The following is a 19,010-nucleotide window of genomic DNA, read 5'->3' on the forward strand; positions in this document are numbered from 1 at the left end:
GCCGTCAAGGGCCCGGCGCGCCAACGAAAAAGGCCCGCACAAGGCGGGCCTTTCGAAAAGCGGTAGAGCTGCAATCAGCCCTTCAGATTGCGCTTGCCGAGCGTGCGCAGGCGCAGCGCGTTGAGCTTGATGAAGCCGGCCGCGTCCTTCTGGTCGTAGGCGCCCTGGTCGTCCTCGAAGGTGACCAGCTTGTCGGAATAGAGCGACTTGTCGCTCTCGCGGCCGATGACCATGACATTGCCCTTGTAGAGCTTCAGCGTCACTTCGCCCTCGACATGCTCCTGGCTCTTGTCGATCAGAGCCTGCAGCATTTCACGCTCCGGCGAGAACCAGAAGCCGTAATAGATCAGCTCGGCATAGCGCGGCATGATCTCGTCTTTGAGATGCGCAGCACCACGGTCGAGCGTGATCGACTCGATCGCGCGGTGCGCAGCCAGCAGGATCGTGCCGCCGGGTGTCTCATAAACGCCCCGCGACTTCATGCCGACATAGCGGTTTTCGACGAGGTCGAGACGGCCGATGCCGTTGTCACGGCCATAGTTGTTGAGAGCGGCGAGCAGGGTCGCCGGCGACATGGCAACGCCGTTGATCGAGACGGCATCGCCCTTCTTGAAGCCGACCTTGATGACGGTCGCCTTGTCAGGGGCGGCTTCCGGCGAGATCGTGCGCATGTGCACGTATTCAGGCGCTTCCTGAGCCGGATCTTCCAGAACCTTGCCCTCGGACGAGGAGTGCAGAAGGTTGGCATCGACGGAGAACGGTGCTTCGCCCTTCTTGTCCTTGGCAACCGGGATCTGATGCTGCTCGGCAAAGGCCAGCAGATCGGTACGGCTCTTGAAATTCCAGTCGCGCCAGGGAGCGATGATCTTGATGTCGGGGTTCAGCGCATAGGCCGAGAGCTCGAAACGAACCTGGTCATTGCCCTTGCCGGTCGCGCCATGAGCGATCGCATCGGCGCCGGTCTTGCGGGCAATGTCGATCAGGTGCTTGGAGATCAGCGGACGGGCGATCGAGGTACCGAGCAGATAGACGCCTTCATAGACGGCATTGGCGCGGAACATCGGGAAGACGAAGTCCTTCACGAACTCTTCGCGGACGTCCTCGATGTAGATTTCCTTGATGCCGAGCATCTCGGCCTTCTTGCGCGCCGGCTCCAGCTCTTCGCCCTGGCCAAGATCGGCCGTGAAGGTCACGACTTCGGCGCCGAGCTCGGTCTGCAGCCACTTCAGGATGATCGAGGTGTCGAGGCCGCCCGAATAGGCAAGCACGACTTTCTTCACGTCTTTCTTAGATGCCATGATGATGAGGTCCGTTGCATATGGGCGGCGGCATACCCGCAAAGCCCGTTGTCGCGGGCACTTTTAGCGAGATTGTCACACGACGCAAGGGCAAGCAGCGCCGCCCGCGTGTCGCGGGTAGTGTTTGACAGGAAGAAATACACCCCCATATCTGCCTGCGTCCAGACACCGCCCGAGGAGGAGCTATCCCGTGGCCAATATTCAAGAGATTTTCAAGAAGTCGAATGTCGCCGTGATTACCGGCGGCGCCTCCGGTATCGGACTGGCGGCCGCAAAGCATTTTGCCAAGGCGGGCATGAGCGTCGTGATCGCCGATCTCGGCCAGGAGAAACTGGCCAAGGCGCGTGCCGAGCTTGAAGCCATCGCCGGTGAGGAACATGTGCTTGCCTCGGAGACCGACGTTTCCGACAAGGCGGCTCTCGAAGCCTTGGAGCGGACTGTCATCCAGCGCTTCGGCCGTGTCCACGTTCTGATGAACAATGCCGGCATCGGGCCGGAAACCTCGATCTTCAGCGCCGACGCCGGTTGGGACAACATCCTGGGCGTCAACATGATGGGCGTGATCAACGGTACCCGCGCTTTCGGCGCTGCCATGGCCAAGCACGGCGAACCCGGGCTGATCATCAATACTGGCTCGAAACAGGGCATCACCACGCCGCCCGGAAATCCGGCCTACAACGTCTCGAAAGCCGCCGTGAAGGTCTTCACCGAAGCACTGGAACACGAGCTGCGCAACACCGAAGGCTCGCAGATCTCGGCCCACCTCCTGATCCCCGGCTTCGTCTTCACCGGCCTCACCAAGGGCGACCGCGCCGAAAAGCCGACCGCTGCCTGGACGCCGGAGCAGACGGTCGAGTTCATGGTCGAAAGCCTTGAGAAGGGCGACTTCTACATCCTCTGCCCCGACAACGACGTTGCCCGCCCCGTCGACGAGCGGCGCATGGCCTGGGCGATCGGCGACGTCATCGAGAACCGCCCGCCGCTGTCGCGCTGGCACAAGGACTATGCCGACAAGTTCAAGGCCTATCTCGAAGGCAAGTAAGCCGAAGCGATCGCCGCATCAGAAGGTTTGATTGGTAATTTCCTGAAAGCCGGATAAGAGAAAGGCAATTCCCTTTCCGGCTTTCAGAGTGTGCCATGGACTTCCTTCCGACCCTGCCGACGCTTCTTGCCTTTTCCGCTGCGAGCCTGCTTCTGGCGGCAACGCCGGGGCCTGACATGACGCTCTCGATCAGCCGCGCGCTGTCGCAGGGCAAGAAGCCGGCGCTCTACGTCGTCCTCGGCACCAGCCTCGGCATTGTCGTCCACACCATGCTCGTCGCCTTCGGCATCTCGGCGCTGATCACCGCTTCGCCCACCGCCTTCCTGATCCTCAAGACCGGCGGTGCCGCCTACCTTCTCTGGCTTGCCGTCCAGGCGATCCGTTTCGGCTCGAAGCTGACCGTCGGCAAGGTCGATGAAGCCAAGGGCACACCGCTCTCCAACATCTCCAGCGGCTTCTGGGTGAACCTGCTGAACCCGAAGGTCATCATCTTCTTCATGACCTTTCTGCCGCAGTTCGTCACCGCCGGCGACCCCGCAGTCACCCACAAGCTGCTCTTCCTCGGCTTCTTTTTCATCCTGATCGGCATGCCGGTGAACGCGCTCGTCGTGCTCGCATCCGACGGGCTGGCGAGCTGGCTGCAGAACAACAGAAAGGTGCTGCGCGGCATGGATTATACCTTCGCCGGCGTGTTCTCGATCTTCGCCGTGAAGATCTTCATGACGCAGGGCCGCTAGACGATCTCGCTCAGTCGCTGTTTCAGGAACAGCTTTTCCGCATCCGACTGCGAGAGCTCGATGGCCCGCGCATAAGCGAGCCTCGCTTGATCGATCTGGCCATCGCGCGCCAGTAGGTCGGCCTGTACGGCATAGAATGGCTGATATTGCACCAGCGCCATGGCGATCGGCTTCAGGCGCCCGAGGGCGGCACCCGCCCCCTCGACATAGGAAAGCGCGACGATCCGGTTCAGTTCATAGACCGGGTTATCGGCGGTGCGGGCCAGCTCGCCGTAGAGCAGGGCGATCTGCCGCCAATCCGTGTCTGCGAAACTCCGCGCCTCCGCATGCACGGCGATAACCGCTGCCTGCAGCTGATAGGGTCCCGGACAGCCCCGCTTGAGCGCCCGCTCGATCAACGCCACGCCTTCGTCTATGACCGCGCGATCCCACAAGCTGCGATCCTGCATTTCGAGTGTGAGTATCCCACCACCCTCGCCAATACGTGCCGCACGGCGGGCATGATGCAGGAGCATCAGCGATAGCAGCCCCTCGATCTCCGGCTCATCCGGCCGCAGCGCCGTCAGCAACCGCCCGAGGCGGATCGCCTCGTCGCAGAGATCGGCGCGGATATGACTGCCGCTGCCGGAGGCATAGCCCTCGTTGAAGATCAGGTAGACGACGGCGAGCACGCTTTCGAGCCGCGCCGCCCAGCCATCCGGTCCCGGCACCTCATAGGCGATGCCCGCCTTGGCGATCTTGTCGCGGGCGCGCACCAGCCGCTGCGCCATCGCATCGTGCCGGTCGAGAAAGGCATCGGCGATCTCTTCGGTCTTCAGCCCGCAGACGGAGCGCAATGTCAGCGCCACGCAGGTCTTCCGGTCGATCGCCGGATGGCAGCAAGCGAAGATCAGCTTCAGCCGCTCGTCGCCGATCGGATCAGTCTCATCCGCTACGGCGGGCGCGTTTTCAAGCTCGATCAGATGCGCGATCTCCGCCGACTTCTGCCGGAAATTGGCCGAGCGCCGCAGCCGGTCAATCGCCTTGCGGCGGGCCACCTGCACCAGCCAGGCGTTCGGCGAGGCCGGCAGGCCGTTCCGGTTCCAGTGGATGAGCGCCGATTCCAGCGCATCCTGGAAACTGTCCTCGGCCAGCTGGAAATCCCTCAAAGAGCCCACCAGACTGGAAAGGAGACGGCCACCGTCGCGCCGGGCGATCCTGTCGATCGCTTCGGCTATCGGAGCGGCGGCCGGAACCTCGCTCATCAGCGGTCGAAGACCATGACCGGCCGCACCTCGACGCAGCCCATCGCCGCATGCGGGATCATCGCCGCATATTTGATGGCGTCATCGAGATTGTCGCAGTCGAAGATGTAGAAGCCGCCGAGCTGCTCCTTGGTGTCGGCGAAGGGACCGTCCATTGTCTCGGTTCTGCCGTTGCGCACGCGCACCGTTGTCGCCGTCGTCACCGGCTGCAGCGCATCGCCGGCAACCCAGACGCCATCGCTCTTGTAGGTCTCGGTCGCCGTCGCATAGCCGCTCATCATCTTGCCGAATTCCGGAGAATCCGGCGGCATGCGGGTGCTCGGGTCCATGTAGATCAGCGCCATATATTTCATCGTCCGTCTCCTCAGATCTCCATCGCTCCATTGCGATGGTGACGGATAACGAACGCGATGCAAGCGGATCGACATCGCCGCAGAAATATTTCTCGGAAGACGCTGACGCCGCGATCAGCCGATCAGCAGCGCATCATCGTCGAGCGTCTGGCCGCGCATCTTGCGGAACATCGCGATCAGATCCTCGACCTGGAGATCCTTGCGGCTGTCGCCGCTGACATCCAGCACGATCTCGCCGCCGTGCAGCATGATCGTGCGATGACCGTAGTCGAGCGCCTGGCGCATCGAATGCGTCACCATCAGCGTCGTCAGCTTGCGCTCGGAGACGATCTTGTCGGTCAGCCCCATGACGAATTCCGCCATGCCGGGGTCGAGCGCTGCCGTATGCTCGTCGAGCAAGAGCACCTCGGAACCGGCAAGCGTCGCCATGACGAGCGAGACCGCCTGACGCTGGCCGCCCGAAAGCAGGTCCATGCGGTCGGCCATGCGGTTCTCGAGCCCGAGATTGAGCTCGCTGATGCGCTCGCGAAAATGTTCGCGGCGGCGTGGACCAAGTGCCGCAACGAGACCGCGGCGTTCACCGCGACGGGCGGCAAGCGCGAGGTTCTCTTCGATCGAAAGCGAGCCGCAGCTGCCAGTCAGCGGATCCTGGAAGACACGGGCAACGAGACCGGCGCGCGCCGCCGTCTGCTTGCGCGTCACATCCGTGGTACCGATCATCACCTTGCCTTCGCTCGCCAGCACATCGCCGGCGAGCACGCCGAGCAGCGTCGATTTGCCGGCGCCGTTGGAGCCGATGACGGTGACGAACGAACCCTGCTCGATCGTCAGGTTGACGCCGTTCAGCGCCTTCTTTTCGAGCGGCGTCCCCTTGCCGAAGACGACCCTGATATCCTTGACGCTGATCACGATGCGGCTCCTCCACGGCGAAGACGGGGAAGGATGAGCGCGAAGGTCACAAGAACCGCCGTCACGAAATTGAGGTCCGAAGCCTGCAGGCCGATGAAATCGGTCGACAGCGCCAGCTGGATGGCGATGCGGTAGAGGATCGATCCCAGCACGCAGCCGATCAGCGCGATCAGCAGACCGCGCCGTCCGAGCAGCGTCTCGCCGATGATGACGGCCGCAAGGCCGACGACGATGGTGCCGACACCGGAGGTGACATCAGCGAAGCCGTTGGTCTGTGCAAACAGCGCACCGCCAAAGGCGACAAGCGCATTGGAAATCGCCATGCCGAGGTAGATCTGCCGATTGGTATCGACGCCCTGGGCGCGGGCCATGCGGGCGTTGGCGCCCGTTGCGCGCATCGCCAGTCCCGCATCACTCTCAAGGAAGCGCCAGACGACGATGACGGCGACAATGACAAGCACGCCGACGAAGAGCGGCCGGACGTAGAAATCGCGAAGTCCATGGCCGAAGAACGGGCTGATCATCGTATCGGCGTTGATCAGCGCGACATTCGGCTTGCCCATGACGCGCAGGTTGACCGAGAACAGCGCGATCATCGTCAGGATCGAGGCGAGCAGATTGAGGATCTTGAAGCGGACGTTGAGCAGCGCCGTCACCATGCCGGCGGCCGAACCCGCAATCATCGCGACCAGTGCGGCAAGCCAGGGATTGACGCCGGCGGTGATCAGCACGGCCGTGACGGCAGCGCCGAGCGGAAAGGAACCGTCGACCGTCAGGTCCGGGAAATCGAGAACGCGAAACGCGAGATAGACGCCGAGAGCGACAAAGGCGTAGACCAGCCCGAGCTCCACCGCTCCCCAAAATGCAATCTGACTCAAGGCCCCCGCCTTTCTTTGTGCCCGTGTTTTCTCGGGTCTTAAAATATCAAACCGCCCCCGTTTAGAAACAGGGGCGGCTTAACGCAATATCAGATGCGTGGAATAAGCGTTATTCGACGATGCGGTTGGCGCGCTTCAGCACGCTTTCCGGCAGCGTTACGCCCATCTTTTCCGCGGCCTTCTTGTTGACGACGAGGTCGCTGCCGGCAGCAACCTTCACCGCGATATCGCCGGGGTTCTCACCCTTCAGGATGCGAACGACGATATCGCCGGTCTGCTTGCCGACATCGTAGTAGTTGAAGCCGAGGGCTGCGATCGAGCCGCGATTGACGGAATCCGTATCGGCGGTGAAGAGCGGCAGCTTTGCTTCTTCGGCAACGGCAACCGCGCCTTCGAGAGCCGAGATGATCGTATTGTCGGTCGGCACGTAGATGACGTCGGCACGGCCGACGAGCGCGCGGGCGGCACCCTGAACTTCGGCAGACTTGGTCGCAGCCGACTCGACGACCGTCAGGCCGGCCTTCTCGGCTTCCGTCTTCAGAACGGCGAGCAGCGAAACGGAATTGGCCTCGCCCGAATTGTAGAGATAGCCGATCGACTTCACGTTCGGCAGGATTTCCTTGATGAGCGCAATATGCTCAGCAACCGGCGACATGTCGGAAAGGCCGGTGACGTTGCCGCCAGGCTTGTCCATGTTCTTGACGAGCTGCGCGCCGAGCGGATCGGAAACGGCGGTGAAGACGACGGGAATGTCGCGCGTCGCGGAAACCACGGCCTGAGCCGACGGCGTGGAGATCGGAACGATGACGCTCGGATCCTCACCAGCGAACTGGCGGGCGATCTGCGCGGCGGTCGCCGGGTTGCCCTGCGCGGATTCGAAGAGGAACTTGAGGTTCTCGCCTTCCTTGTAGCCGGCAGCCGCCAGCGTGTCCTGAACGCCCTTGCGCACGGCATCGAGCGCCGGATGTTCGACGATCGCCGTCACGGCAACAGTCACGTCTGCAGCCTTGGCAGGCAGGTTAAGGGCGAGGGTCGCCGCAACGGCGAGCAAGATCGAACGCATATTTGTCCTCCATCAAATGATCAAGGCGCTTCTAGAAAAAGAGAAGCGCCCGATCAATCGCAAAGAACTGTTACAAGGATCAAACTTGCTGATCAGTCGTCCGCGCCGTGATTGGCGATCATCATCGCCTCGAAGGCGAGACGCTCGGTCTTGCGCATACGCTCGGATTCGGACTTCAGCTGACCGCAGGCGGCGAGAATGTCGCGGCCGCGCGGCGTGCGGATCGGCGAGGCATAGCCGGCCGAATTGATGAAATCGGCGAATTTCTCGATCTGCGCCCAATCGGAACACTGGTAGTTAGTACCCGGCCACGGATTGAACGGGATCAGGTTGATCTTCGCCGGCACGCCCTTCAGAAGCTGGATCAGCCCCTTGGCATCCTCCAGGCTGTCGTTGACGTCCTTCAGCATCACATATTCGAAGGTGATGCGGCGGGCATTCGACAGACCCGGATATTTCCGGCAGGCGTCGATCAGTTCCTTCAGCGGATACTTCTTGTTGACCGGCACGAGGATGTCGCGCAGGTCGTCGCGCACCGCATGCAGCGAGATCGCCAGCATGACGCCGATCTCATCGCCGGTGCGGAAGATCTCAGGCACGACGCCGGATGTGGACAGCGTGACACGGCGCTTGGAGAGCGACAGGCCGTCGCCATCGGTAGCAATCAGCAACGCCTGCTTGACGCTATCGAAATTGTAGAGCGGCTCGCCCATGCCCATCATCACGATGTTGGAGACCTTGCGGCCCTCGGCCGGCATGATCGTGCCCTGCGGCGCCTCGCGGTCCGGGAAATCGCCCAGCCGGTCACGCGCCAGCAGCAGCTGCGACAGGATCTCTTCTGCCGTCAGGTTGCGTACCAGACGCTGCGTGCCGGTGTGACAGAAAGAACAAGTGAGCGTGCAGCCGACCTGGCTGGAAATGCAAAGCGTGCCGCGACCTTCTTCGGGAATATAGACGGCCTCGATCTCGACCGGGCGGCCAGCCCCACGCGGCGGAAAGCGCAGCAGCCACTTGCGGGTGCCGTCGTTCGAAACCTGCTCTTCGACGATCTCCGGGCGCGCGATGGTGAAATGCTGCTTCAGCGTCTCGCGCATATCCTTGGAGATATTCGCCATGTGATCGAAATCGGAGACGCCGCGCACATAGATCCAGTTCCACAACTGGCTGACGCGCATCTTGATCTGCTTTTCCGGCACGCCCTTTTCGCGCAGCGCCTCGGCCATCTGCTCGCGCGAAAGGCCGATCAGCGAGGGCTTCTCATCGCCGATCGGAGCGCGCGGCGCCTGCGGCTTGGTAACGGCCATAGCATCCATGACGGACATAGTTCTTCGATCCCGAAATCAAAACTGGACGCGTCCCGGAAAGCCGGAAGACTTGGCGGGCGGCATCGGCAGTTCGCAGAAAGTTGAATGCGGAGCTGCGATCAAGGCCGCATTCGTTCCGCTGTTGCGCCGGGCTTTATCATCATTTTCCCCGCACGTCACTATAGATGGAAACGGCAAAGGCCGGCGCAAGGCCGGCCTTTGAATTTGAAGGGAAGCGGAGAAGCTTACTTGCAGCTTTCGATCTGCTTCAGCGCCGCCGAGATGCCCGACAGCGAATAGGCGTAGGAGGTACCGGTGCCCTTGCGCGAAACGGCGGTGACCGTCATCGAGTGCCCGCCCTTCATGGCGGCGACCAGCGCCGGCTCCTGCGCGGCATTCTCGACCCAGCCAGCCTTGTCCTTGGTGAACATGACGAAGGTCTTGTTGTCGATGACAACGTTGATCTTGGAGTTTTCCTTGACCGTGTAGCCCATCATCGCCTGCGGCTCGTAGGAGATGTTCTGGCCCGGGCGCTGCGACACGATGAAGAAGTTGTCGCCGTGATCGACGCTTGCCGGCTGCTTCGTCGTCGGAACGGACAGAACGTAGCAAACGGTGCTGTTACCCTGCTTGTAGGAATAGGCGCCCCAAGCCTGGAACTGCTGGATGCGGGTCGGCGCCGAAGCTCCGCCCTGCTGTGCTCCTGCGACTCCGGCCGTGATGAGAACGAGAGCGAGAGCGGGTGCGATACTTTTTACAAACATAGATTTCCTGCCGGTTCTTGCGATTCAGCGCCCGGTCGAGCGGGCTGCGCTTTCGTCACGATCTGCTTTATTTTGACTTAATTCAGGTTACCAAAGCGTCAACGGAGACCGTGATATGTCTCCACCTGTGTCATTTAGGCCCGAGTGTCAACGTTCGGCTTGGTGCGGATGCCTGTGTGATGTCCTTGCATTGATGACGGCGCGTCATCCCTTCGAGGGCAATTTAAGACATAAAGATTCAGGCAAGAGTTTGACCTTTCGAAAATCCGTTGTACCTCATTAAGGTATTGGAAATCCGTCGAAGAATTGCCTGAGCCAGGGGGCCCGTAACCGGACATGGATGCTGAGGAAAAACAGCGTTTCGCTGCCCTCGCAAAAGCAGTCGCAGAACGGCGCGATCAGCAGGCCTTCTCCGTCCTGTTCGATTATTTCGCGCCGAGGCTGAAATCCTGGCTGCTACGTCAGCGCATGCCTGCAACCGAAGCCGAAGAGCTGGTTCAGGAAGTGATGATCGTGCTCTGGCACAAGGCAGATCTCTATGATCCGGCACGCTCATCGCTCTCGACCTGGCTCTTCCGCATCGCCAGAAACCGCCGCATCGATCTGCAACGCCGCGCCCGTGCGCGGGTTCTCGACGAGGACGATCCGACGCTGCAGCCGCCCGCCGAGATCGGCGCCGACGAGGCTGTCGCCAACGATGACCGCGATGCGCATGTGCGTGCGGCCGTCAGCCAGCTGCCGGAAGAACAGCGCGAAATGCTGAAGGCAGCCTTCTTCCTGGGGCAGTCGCATTCGGAGATCGCCGAGGCCACAGGACTTCCGCTCGGCACGGTGAAGTCGCGCATCAGGCTCGCCTTCGGCAAGCTCAAGAAGGTTCTGGAGGCGCAGACCGCCTAGGAGCGATCGGCCTAGATCGTCTTCATGCCCTCGGGCTGGTCGGCAAGCGCGCGATCAGCCGCTTCGTAGTGCTTCGGCTTCATATGGCCGCTGACCATGGCAAAGGCCGCCGACAAGACGGCGACGTCGTCGGAAAAGCCGATGACCGCGAAGACATCGGGGATCAGGTCGAACGGCAGGACGAAATAGGCGAGCGCGGCAAGCAGGATGCCGCGCACGCGCGTCGGCGTCTGCGGGTCGAGCGCGCAGTAGAAAGCGGCAACGACGTCGCGCGAGAACGGGATCTGCCGGACGGCACGCTTGAAGGTCGGCCAGAACTTCTTGCGCACGGTTTTCTCCCGGCGGCTCTGGGTTTCCTCATCGCCGGGCAGCAGGATCTCACCATATTTGACGTCGTCCATTCCGATCTCCTCAAAAGGCATGCGCTGATATGGGGATTGAACACGCCGATTCAATTGTTCGTGTTCGAACCCGCCGCCTTGTCCATCGCCTTGGCGAGTTTGAAGTCGAGCTCTGTGAGACCGCCAGCATCATGCGTGTTCAGTTTCACCTCCACCTTGGAATAGACATTGAACCATTCCGGATGGTGGTTGAGCTTCTCCGCCGTCAGCGCCGCCTTCGTCATGAAGCCGAAAGCCTCGACGAAGCTCGCGAACTTGAAGGTCTTCGAGATCGATTGTCCGTCATCGGCAAGCGCCCAGCCGCTCACACCTGTAAGCTGCTCGTCGATCGCCCGGCGTTCCAGTTTCTCCATCTTCATGTCATGGTTCTCCCATCGTTTTCAGAACAGGCTTTTCATGAAACGCATCAGCATCCTGTTTGTTTGCATGGGCAATATCTGCCGGTCGCCACTTGCGGAAGGTATCTTTCGCCATGCCGCGGCCGAAAGCGGGCTTGCCGAAATCGTCTCGATCGATTCAGCCGGCATCGGCGGCTGGCATGAAGGAGATCAGCCCGACCCTCGCTCGATCGCAACGGCGAGAAGCCATGGCATCGACATTACCGGTCAGAGTGCGCGCCGCATCCGCTCGTCGGATTTTGCAGCATTCGACCTGATTGTCGCAATGGATCGCAGCAACGTGGCGGAGCTGAGGCGCAAGGCGCCGGATGCCGGAAACATCCACCTGTTCGGAGACATCGCGCTCGGCACCGGCGAGGACATTCCGGACCCCTATTACGGCGGCCCGGAAGGTTTCGAAGCGGTCTATGCCAAGCTTCACACCGGCTGCATGAAGCTCGCAGGCATGCTCGGCGCCGAAAGCGCTTCGTGGAGCGGGAACACTTCCTCGGTCAGGTAAGGACCGCCGCCGACCGATTCCCGCGATGACAGCAGTACGAAGCGGGGTACGATGAAAGCCGAAGTCTGGAAATTGCCGCGGCCCGAGAGGTAGTGCACCACATCGTCTACCCGCGACGACTTGAGGCGGGCGAGCGTGACATGCGGGGTAAACTTGCGGGGATCCGGCGGCAGGCCGATGCGCTGGCAAATGCGTTCGATTTCGGCTTGAAGCGCGTACATCTCCGGCGATGGCGTGACACCGGCCCAGACCGAATGCGGCTTCTTGGAGCCAAAGGCCCCGATGCCATCAAGCCTGATCTGGAATTCGGGCCTGTCGATCCGGTCGAGCCGGTCGACGATCTCGTCTGCCGTGCGGCCATCGACATCGCCTATGAAGCGAAGCGTGATGTGGTAATTCTCCACATCGATCCATCTGGCACCGGGAAGACCACCGCGCAGCAAAGAGAGGCTCATCGCCGCATTGCGCGGAATTTCGAGGGCGGTAAATAGTCTCGGCATAACGAGCACTCCCCGAATCTTTTGCAGGTGCTAACACGGAATCACGCATTGGTGAGCCGCGCAAGCCCCTATTTCTTCACAGTAGAAATCGTCCGGATGAAATTTGTGACAGCCGGCTCCATCTTCTGGACCATGACGTCTACACCCTTCGAATTGGGGTGCATGCCGTCCTCCAGCTTCAGGCTGGCATCCATGACGACGCCATCGAGAAAGAAGGCGTAGAGCGGAACTTGGTGTTTTTGCGCCAGTTTCTCGTAGATCGGATTGAACCGCGCGGCATAATCCGCACCCATGTTCGGCGGCGCCATCATACCGGCAAGCAGCACCGGAATGCCCCGCTCCTTTAGCCGGGTAATCATGGCGTCGAGATTCTTCTCGGTTTCTTCGGGTGGAATTCCCCGCAGTGCATCATTGGCGCCGAGTTCGAGAATCACACCATTCGTGCCGTCGGGAACCGACCAGTCGATTCGCGCCAGTCCGCCCGTCGACGTGTCGCCGGAAACCCCGGCATTGGTGATCGCAACGTCTTCACCCTTGGCCTTCAGCGCCGCCTGTAGCTTTTCCGGAAAGCCGTCGCCGGGTGGCAGCTGGTAGCCCGCCATCAGACTGTCGCCGAAGCCGACGAGATTGAGCGTCGCGGCCTGAGCCATGGAACTTGCGAGCAGAGAGCCTGCAATGACAGCGATGTGAAGCAGGCCAACTTTAAATCTCATTCCGCTTTCCCTAAATTGTCGAAGTCTTTGAGATTTATATAGGGCTATTTTCTTTGGCAAAAACCATCATCGAGCTGAAGCACGCGGATTTGACCTTGGGCAATGCCGCCGCATCCGTGCATGTGCTGAAGGGCATCGACCTGACGATCGACGCCGGCGAATCGGTCGGCATCGTCGGCCCCTCCGGATCCGGCAAGTCGACGCTGCTGATGGTGCTGGCTGGCCTTGAACGGCTCGATAGCGGTGAGATCCACATCAACGAAACGCCGCTCCACGCGATGAGCGAGGATCAGGTCGCCGATTTCCGCGGCCGCAATATCGGCATCGTCTTCCAGTCTTTCCATCTGATCGCCAACATGACGGCGCTCGAAAACGTCGCCGTTCCCCTCGAACTCGCCAACGTCCCGAACCCCTTCGAGATCGCCCAGCGCGAGCTCCGCTCCGTCGGCCTCGGCGAACGCCTCAACCACTATCCGGGCCAGCTCTCCGGCGGCGAGCAGCAGCGTGTCGCCATTGCCCGCGCTCTCGCCCCCTCGCCTGCCCTGCTGATCGCCGATGAACCGACCGGCAATCTCGATACCGATACCGGCCGCCAGATCGCCGATCTCCTGTTCTCCAAACAGACCGAGCGCGGCATGACGCTGCTGCTCGTCACCCACGACAATGCGCTCGCCAACCGCTGCTCGCGGCAGATCCGCGTGCGCTCCGGCAAGATCGAAGGCGACAGCGCGGTCCGCCAGTCTGCGGCAGCCATCGCATGACGCTGATCACCCCGCGCGTTTCGCTCGCCTTCCGCCTTGCCCTTCGCGAACTGCGCGGCGGCCTCAGAGGCTTCTACATATTCCTCGCCTGTATCGCGCTCGGCACCGGCGCCATTGCCGCCGTCAATTCGGTCTCGACCTCGATCACAGATACGATCGCCTCACAGGGGCAGGAACTGCTGGCCGGCGACGTGCGCTTCGAGCTCAACAATCGTGAGGCGACGCAGGACGAGATGAATTTCCTGCGCGGCTTCGGCAAGGTCTCGACCTCGACCGGCTTGCGCTCGATGGCCCGAAAGCCCGATGGCTCGGATCAGGCGCTGGTCGAGGTCAAGGCTGTCGACGATGCTTATCCGCTCTACGGCACCTTCCAGTCCGAACCGGACTATCCGCTTGCCGCGCTGCTCTCCACCCAGAGCGGCACCTACGGCGCCGTCGCCGCCCCATTGCTGCTCGAACGTCTCGGGCTATCGATCGGTGACGAGATCCTCCTCGGCAATGCGACGCTCAACATAACAGGCACCGTGAAGACTGAACCGGATGCACTCTCCGAAGGCTTCGGCTTCGCGCCCCGCCTGATCGTCAGCCGCGAGGCGTTGCAGGCATCCGGCCTGATCCAGACCGGCAGCCTCGTCGAGCATGCCTACAAGATCAAGCTCGATGATCCCGGAGAAATCGGCACCGTCCGCGATCGCGCTGCCAAGGAGTTTCCCTCCGCCGGCTGGTCGATCCGCACCAGCGACCGCGCAGCCCCCTCGCTCACCGAAAACATCACCCGCTTCTCGCAGTTCCTGACGCTGGTCGGTCTGACCGCGCTGATCGTCGGCGGTGTCGGCGTCGCCAATGCGGTGCGTGCTTTCCTCGATTCCAAGCGCACGACAATCGCCACGTTCAAGTGCCTGGGTGCACCTGCCTCGGTCGTCGTGCTGATCTATCTTTTCCAGATCGCCATCATCGCCTTCGCCGGCATCCTGATCGGCCTCATACTGGGCGCCATATCGCCCGTCATCGCCGCGCAGTTCCTGGCGCAGTTCCTACCGGTCTCGACCGAGCCGGCGCTCTATCCGGGCGCACTGCTGCTCGCCACGCTCTTCGGCATCCTGACGACGCTCGCCTTCGCCATCCTGCCGCTCGGCCATGCCCGCGAGGTTCCGGCAACGGCGCTCTTCCGCGAGCAAGGCTTCGAAGCCCGCAAGCTCCCCTCCTGGCCCTATATCCTGCTCGCCGCCCTCTTCATGGCCGCGCTTGCGGGCCTGGCGATCGTCACCGCCTATGACCGCTTCATCGCCGTCGTCTTCGTCGGCGCCATCATCTTCGCCTTCGTCATCCTGCGCGTCGTCGCGGCTGTCATCGCCTGGCTTGCGAAGCGCAGTCCGCGCGTCAATTCCCCGGCGCTGCGCCTCGCAATCGGCAATATCCACCGCCCCGGCGCCCTGACCCCCTCGGTCGTCCTCTCGCTCGGCCTCGGCCTCGCTCTCTTGGTCACCCTGACGTTGATCGACGGCAATCTGCGCCAGCAGCTGACCGGACGGATGGCCGAAGGAGCGCCGAACTTCTTCTTCGTCGATATCCAGAGCGCCCAGGTCGAAGACTTCCGCAGTCTCGTCAAACAGCAGGCGCCGGAAGGCAAGCTTGTCGAAGTGCCGATGCTGCGCGGCCGGATCCTCGCCTTTAACGGCGAGGACGTCACCAAGCGCAAGGTTCCGCCCGCCGGCCAATGGGTGCTCCGCGGTGACCGCGGCATCACATACTCCGAAAACATGCCGGAGAATGCCTCGCTGACAGAAGGCAGCTGGTGGCCGAAGGATTACAGCGGCGAACCGCAGGTCTCCTTCTCCGCCGAAGAGGCGGGAGAGCTCGGCCTCAAGATCGGCGATACCGTCACCGTCAACGTGCTGGGCCGCAACATCACCGCGCGCATCGCCAACCTGCGCAAGGTCGAATGGGAATCGTTATCGATCAACTTCGTGATGGTCTTCTCGCCCAACACCTTCCGCGGCGCCCCGCATGCCTGGCTCGCCACACTGACCGATCCCTCTGCCACGCCGGCCGAGGAAGCGGCGCTCCTGAAGACCGTCACCAACACCTATCCGACGATCACCAGCGTCCGCGTGAAGGACGCGCTCGATATCGTCAACGAGCTGGTCGGCCAGCTTGCGACCGCCATCCGCGCCGCAGCCTCCGTCGCCCTGATCGCCTCGATCCTCGTTCTCGCGGGCGCCCTCGCCGCCGGAAACAGGGCGCGCACGCATGACGCCGTCGTCCTGAAGACGCTGGGTGCCACCCGCTCCATGCTGATCCGCGCCTTCAGCTACGAATATCTCATCCTCGGTGTCGCCACCGCGATCTTCGCGCTGCTTGCCGGCGGAACGGCCGCCTGGTTCGTCGTCAGCCGTATCATGAAGCTGCCCTCGGCCTTCCTGCCAGATGTCGCCGGACTGACGCTGGTGACGGCACTTGTGCTGACCGTTGGTATCGGCCTGATCGGCACATGGCGCATTCTCGGCCAGAAGGCAGCACCCGTTCTGCGCGAGCTCTAGAATGATCGTTTGACGAAATAGCTTCACCTTACGGCGATTTAACCCCGCCGCTGGTTGCAAGGGCCTTGTTTGCTAGGGGCGAAAGCCTCATATTGTCTGCAGGCATGCTGGAGCTCCGCAGCGGCGCCCGGGTCGTAAAGCCCGACACCGTATTCACATCGGAGCTTGTATAGAGGAAACAATGGCTGACCTTCGTAACTACCAAAGCCGGGCACAGACTGGCGAGATGATCGACCAGGGGCTGCGCTCCTATATGCTCAAGGTCTACAACCTGATGGCGCTGGGTCTGGCGATCACGGGTGTTGCGGCCTATCTCGGCTTCAATTTGGCGGTCCAGGACAATCAGCTGACGCAGTTCGGCGTACTGCTTTTCCAGTCGCCGCTTCGCTGGGTCGTGATCCTTGCTCCGTTGGCTGCGGTCTTCTTCCTGAGCTTCCGGATCAACCGCATGAGCGTTGCCGCCGCGCAGACGACCTTCTGGGTCTATGCCGCGCTGGTCGGCCTGTCGCTCTCGTCGATCTTCCTGGTCTACACGCAGTCGAGCATCACGCAGACCTTCTTCGTGACCGCCGCTTCGTTTGGCGCCCTGTCGCTCTACGGCTACACGACCAAGCGTGATCTCTCGGCCATGGGCTCGTTCCTGATCATGGGTCTCTTCGGCCTGATCATCGCGTCGATCGTGAACATCTTCCTGGGCTCGTCTGCCCTGCAGTTCGCGATCTCCGTGATCGGCGTCCTGATCTTCGCAGGCCTCACGGCCTACGATACCCAGCGCATCAAGGAACTGTACTATGAAGCAGACGGTGCTGAGGTCATGGGCCGCAAGGCGATCATGGGCGCTCTGACGCTCTACCTCGACTTCATCAACCTGTTCATGTTCCTTCTGCAGTTCATGGGTAACCGCAAATAAGACGGAACGGGTGACAGCGGGGCGACCTGAACGCCACCCTGGCTGGATCAGAGACAACCGAACCGCCTGCAACAGAGAATGTTGCGGGCGGTTTTATTTTGCGAAGTGTGGATGCTGCACTTAGCTCTGCGCGGCCAGCATGTGACAGTCGGCTTTGCGTCTCAGAGCTTGCGCGCTGCCAGGCGCCGCCGGTCGAGCGCAACATGATCGGAGCCGCGCTTCGTCAGGCGGAATTGCCGCTTCTGGAACTCGCCGCGAATCTCGATGAAGCCCTGCTCCTCGGCCTCGTTCAAGGTCTTCAGGCTGGTGCCGGCAGGGGGAGACTGCCAGTCGATGCCGTCAGCGGCGTGCAGCAAAACCAGGATCTTGATAATGGTATTTCTCCAAAGTTGACGCATGCGGCCGGTGTGCCGCCTGGCACAACGGGCCTGTTCCGCGAAAGCCGTTCTCTAGAAGCTGCGGCGGGCTCGGTCAACTCGCCGGCTTGGCCACCATGCAGCTGTCAGCGGCGGAGCGAAGACAATAGCAACAAGCAACAGCGCTCCACCCGGCGATACCTTTATGCTTTTCCTGTTGCCAAATCACGCACCGGATGGTTTTCAGCCTGAACCACACTTCAGGACATCGGCTGCCGAATGACCGTCTATCTCCGCGATATCTCCGCTTCCGACCTTGATGCCATCACCGAGATCTACCGCGAGGCCGTTCTGTCAGGGACCGCCAGCTACGAGATCGTCCCGCCAGAGCGCCAGGAGATGGCCACGCGGCTATCTTCCATAACAGGCCAAGGCTACCCCTATATCGCCGCGGCCGACGAAAACGGTCTGCTGCTTGGCTATGCCTACGCTTCGGCGTTCCGCACGCGCCCAGCCTACAGGTGGATGGTCGAGGATTCGATTTATCTGGCGCCAGAGGCCCGTGGAAAGGGCATCGGCACGGCGCTGTTGTCGGAACTGATATCGCGTTGCACCACCCTCGGCTTCCGGCAGATGGTAGCGGTAATCGGCGGAGCACATCCGGCATCGATCGCACTGCACCGTTCGTTGGGTTTCGAGGAAACCGGTCTGCTCAAGGGCACCGGATACAAGCACGGCCGCTGGCTGGATACGATGCTGATGCAGCGCGCGCTTGGCGAAGGAAAGAACAGCGATCCCGACCCGTCGATCTATCCCGGCACGCTGTTCAAGGGCTGAACGCCTACTTGTCGACGAGCTTCAGAACCTTGTCGAAGACCTTCAGGACCTGCTGCAGCTCGTGGCCACGCTTCAGGATCATGCCGTTGGTATTCACCACGGAATAGGCGCCCTGCTTGTTGGCAAGCTTGGGATCTTTCTCGATGGTGAAGAGGGGCATTTCGCCGGAGCGCTTGAAGACGGAGAACACCGCCTTGTCCTTCATGTGGTCGATTGCGTAGTCTTTCCACTCGCCCTCGCCGACCATGCGGCCGTAAATCCACAGGATTGCATCCAGCTCTCGCCGGTGAAACGTCACCGGCAACGGATCCTTGCTCTGCTTGTATTCTTTAAGATCGACGACGACTGAGGAACTATTGTCGGCGGAACGGTGATCGCCATGCCGCAAATCCGGCTGATCTGTCATCAGTCTCCCTGTGCCTCCGCTTGTGACAGGAGAGTGACAGTTTGCCCGAGCCGCGCCAAATTGCAAGTGCGGCCAGTCATCACATTAATCATATGCTATGCAATCTCCTGAGCGCCGCAATTCAGTCAAAACAGCGCCTCATTTGCAGGGGAAGTTCCGCTCACCGATTTGGCGCCAGCGCGCCAAAGGGCCCGGCTGAG

The 19,010-nt window shown here is 61.6% G+C and carries 22 protein-coding genes; 8 read left to right on the forward strand and 14 right to left on the reverse strand.

From position 1 onward, the window contains the following. Nucleotides 1-74: 74 nt before the first annotated feature. On the reverse strand, nt 75-1,298 hold the full coding sequence (locus tag ACODR6_RS09395; RefSeq protein WP_489022372.1) for an argininosuccinate synthase: 1,224 nt from the start codon (nt 1,296-1,298) through the stop codon (nt 75-77). Nucleotides 1,299-1,488: 190 nt separating this feature from the next. On the opposite strand from ACODR6_RS09395, the gene ACODR6_RS09400 reads away from it, so the two are divergent. Then, the gene (locus ACODR6_RS09400) at nt 1,489-2,340 is read left to right on the forward strand and encodes an SDR family NAD(P)-dependent oxidoreductase (protein WP_489022373.1); all 852 of its coding nucleotides are present in this window, start codon (nt 1,489-1,491) and stop codon (nt 2,338-2,340) included. Nucleotides 2,341-2,435: 95 nt separating this feature from the next. Beyond that, the gene (locus ACODR6_RS09405; RefSeq protein WP_199627889.1) at nt 2,436-3,077 is read left to right on the forward strand and encodes a LysE family translocator; all 642 of its coding nucleotides are present in this window, start codon (nt 2,436-2,438) and stop codon (nt 3,075-3,077) included. Here ACODR6_RS09405 and ACODR6_RS09410 read toward each other — a convergent pair. From ACODR6_RS09410 to ACODR6_RS09440, 7 genes are all read right to left on the reverse strand, one after another. Continuing rightward, entirely contained in the window at nt 3,074-4,321 is a 1,248-nt protein-coding gene (locus ACODR6_RS09410) for an RNA polymerase sigma factor (protein WP_489022374.1), read from the reverse strand. The genes ACODR6_RS09405 and ACODR6_RS09410 overlap by 4 nt on opposite strands. Further along, on the reverse strand, nt 4,321-4,674 hold the full coding sequence (locus ACODR6_RS09415) for a YciI family protein (RefSeq protein ID WP_489022375.1): 354 nt from the start codon (nt 4,672-4,674) through the stop codon (nt 4,321-4,323). Before ACODR6_RS09415 ends, ACODR6_RS09410 begins: the two co-directional genes overlap by 1 nt. Before the next feature lie 114 nt (nt 4,675-4,788). Then, nucleotides 4,789-5,583 carry an ABC transporter ATP-binding protein gene (locus ACODR6_RS09420; protein ID WP_489022376.1) on the reverse strand — a complete coding sequence of 265 codons (795 nt, stop codon included), beginning with the start codon at nt 5,581-5,583 and terminating at the stop codon, nt 4,789-4,791. Beyond that, nucleotides 5,580-6,461, reverse strand: coding sequence for an ABC transporter permease (locus ACODR6_RS09425; RefSeq protein WP_449098948.1), 882 nt, complete (start codon nt 6,459-6,461; stop codon nt 5,580-5,582). The genes ACODR6_RS09420 and ACODR6_RS09425 overlap by 4 nt, the downstream gene beginning before the upstream one ends. A gap of 109 nt (nt 6,462-6,570) precedes the next feature. Beyond that, nucleotides 6,571-7,524 (reverse strand): ABC transporter substrate-binding protein, encoded by a 954-nt coding sequence (locus ACODR6_RS09430; protein ID WP_489022377.1) that lies wholly within the window; start codon nt 7,522-7,524, stop codon nt 6,571-6,573. A gap of 92 nt (nt 7,525-7,616) precedes the next feature. Then, a complete protein-coding gene (gene rlmN, locus ACODR6_RS09435) occupies nt 7,617-8,846 on the reverse strand; it encodes a dual-specificity RNA methyltransferase RlmN (RefSeq protein ID WP_489022378.1) in 1,230 nt (409 codons plus the stop codon). A gap of 227 nt (nt 8,847-9,073) precedes the next feature. Further along, nucleotides 9,074-9,592 (reverse strand): invasion associated locus B family protein, encoded by a 519-nt coding sequence (locus ACODR6_RS09440; protein ID WP_112385816.1) that lies wholly within the window; start codon nt 9,590-9,592, stop codon nt 9,074-9,076. A gap of 336 nt (nt 9,593-9,928) precedes the next feature. Here ACODR6_RS09440 and ACODR6_RS09445 point away from each other — a divergent pair, with 336 nt between their 5' ends. Beyond that, complete coding sequence (locus ACODR6_RS09445; RefSeq protein ID WP_112718411.1) at nt 9,929-10,489, forward strand: sigma-70 family RNA polymerase sigma factor; 561 nt, start codon at nt 9,929-9,931, stop codon at nt 10,487-10,489. Between the two features lie 11 nt (nt 10,490-10,500). Here the strand turns inward: ACODR6_RS09445 and ACODR6_RS09450 are convergent, their stop codons facing one another. Beyond that, complete coding sequence (locus ACODR6_RS09450) at nt 10,501-10,890, reverse strand: YkvA family protein (RefSeq protein ID WP_413710472.1); 390 nt, start codon at nt 10,888-10,890, stop codon at nt 10,501-10,503. 50 nt (nt 10,891-10,940) lie between these two features. Next, nucleotides 10,941-11,249: a 4a-hydroxytetrahydrobiopterin dehydratase gene (locus ACODR6_RS09455; protein WP_489022379.1), complete on the reverse strand. Its 309-nt coding sequence runs from the start codon at nt 11,247-11,249 to the stop codon at nt 10,941-10,943. A 37-nt stretch (nt 11,250-11,286) separates the two neighbouring features. Between ACODR6_RS09455 and ACODR6_RS09460 the strand changes: the two genes are divergently transcribed. Then, on the forward strand, nt 11,287-11,787 hold the full coding sequence (locus ACODR6_RS09460; protein WP_489022380.1) for a low molecular weight protein-tyrosine-phosphatase: 501 nt from the start codon (nt 11,287-11,289) through the stop codon (nt 11,785-11,787). Here the strand turns inward: ACODR6_RS09460 and thpR are convergent. Together thpR and ACODR6_RS09470 are read right to left on the reverse strand one after the other, a co-directional pair. After that, nucleotides 11,706-12,287 (reverse strand): RNA 2',3'-cyclic phosphodiesterase, encoded by a 582-nt coding sequence (gene thpR, locus ACODR6_RS09465; RefSeq protein WP_489022381.1) that lies wholly within the window; start codon nt 12,285-12,287, stop codon nt 11,706-11,708. The genes ACODR6_RS09460 and thpR overlap by 82 nt on opposite strands. Nucleotides 12,288-12,355: 68 nt before the next feature. Continuing rightward, nucleotides 12,356-13,000: an arylesterase gene (locus tag ACODR6_RS09470; RefSeq protein ID WP_112718401.1), complete on the reverse strand. Its 645-nt coding sequence runs from the start codon at nt 12,998-13,000 to the stop codon at nt 12,356-12,358. Between the two features lie 53 nt (nt 13,001-13,053). Between ACODR6_RS09470 and ACODR6_RS09475 the strand changes: the two genes are divergently transcribed. The 3 genes from ACODR6_RS09475 to ACODR6_RS09485 all read left to right on the forward strand — a co-directional run bounded on the left by ACODR6_RS09475 (nt 13,054) and on the right by ACODR6_RS09485 (nt 17,211). Then, nucleotides 13,054-13,761, forward strand: coding sequence for an ABC transporter ATP-binding protein (locus ACODR6_RS09475; protein WP_489022382.1), 708 nt, complete (start codon nt 13,054-13,056; stop codon nt 13,759-13,761). Then, complete coding sequence (locus ACODR6_RS09480) at nt 13,758-16,301, forward strand: ABC transporter permease (protein ID WP_489022383.1); 2,544 nt, start codon at nt 13,758-13,760, stop codon at nt 16,299-16,301. The genes ACODR6_RS09475 and ACODR6_RS09480 overlap by 4 nt, the downstream gene beginning before the upstream one ends. 181 nt (nt 16,302-16,482) lie before the next feature. Further along, complete coding sequence (locus ACODR6_RS09485) at nt 16,483-17,211, forward strand: Bax inhibitor-1/YccA family protein (RefSeq protein WP_489022384.1); 729 nt, start codon at nt 16,483-16,485, stop codon at nt 17,209-17,211. 161 nt (nt 17,212-17,372) lie between these two features. Here ACODR6_RS09485 and ACODR6_RS09490 read toward each other — a convergent pair whose 3' ends face one another. Beyond that, complete coding sequence (locus ACODR6_RS09490; protein ID WP_489022385.1) at nt 17,373-17,609, reverse strand: hypothetical protein; 237 nt, start codon at nt 17,607-17,609, stop codon at nt 17,373-17,375. Nucleotides 17,610-17,846: 237 nt separating this feature from the next. Between ACODR6_RS09490 and ACODR6_RS09495 the strand changes: the two genes are divergently transcribed. Next, nucleotides 17,847-18,404 carry a GNAT family N-acetyltransferase gene (locus ACODR6_RS09495; protein WP_489022386.1) on the forward strand — a complete coding sequence of 186 codons (558 nt, stop codon included), beginning with the start codon at nt 17,847-17,849 and terminating at the stop codon, nt 18,402-18,404. Between the two features lie 4 nt (nt 18,405-18,408). On the opposite strand, the gene ACODR6_RS09500 is transcribed toward ACODR6_RS09495, so the two are convergent. Beyond that, nucleotides 18,409-18,810 carry a DUF2794 domain-containing protein gene (locus tag ACODR6_RS09500; RefSeq protein WP_112718393.1) on the reverse strand — a complete coding sequence of 134 codons (402 nt, stop codon included), beginning with the start codon at nt 18,808-18,810 and terminating at the stop codon, nt 18,409-18,411. Between the last annotated feature and the right edge of the window lie 200 nt (nt 18,811-19,010).

It is taken from the genome of Rhizobium sp. FG96 (assembly GCF_057808655.1).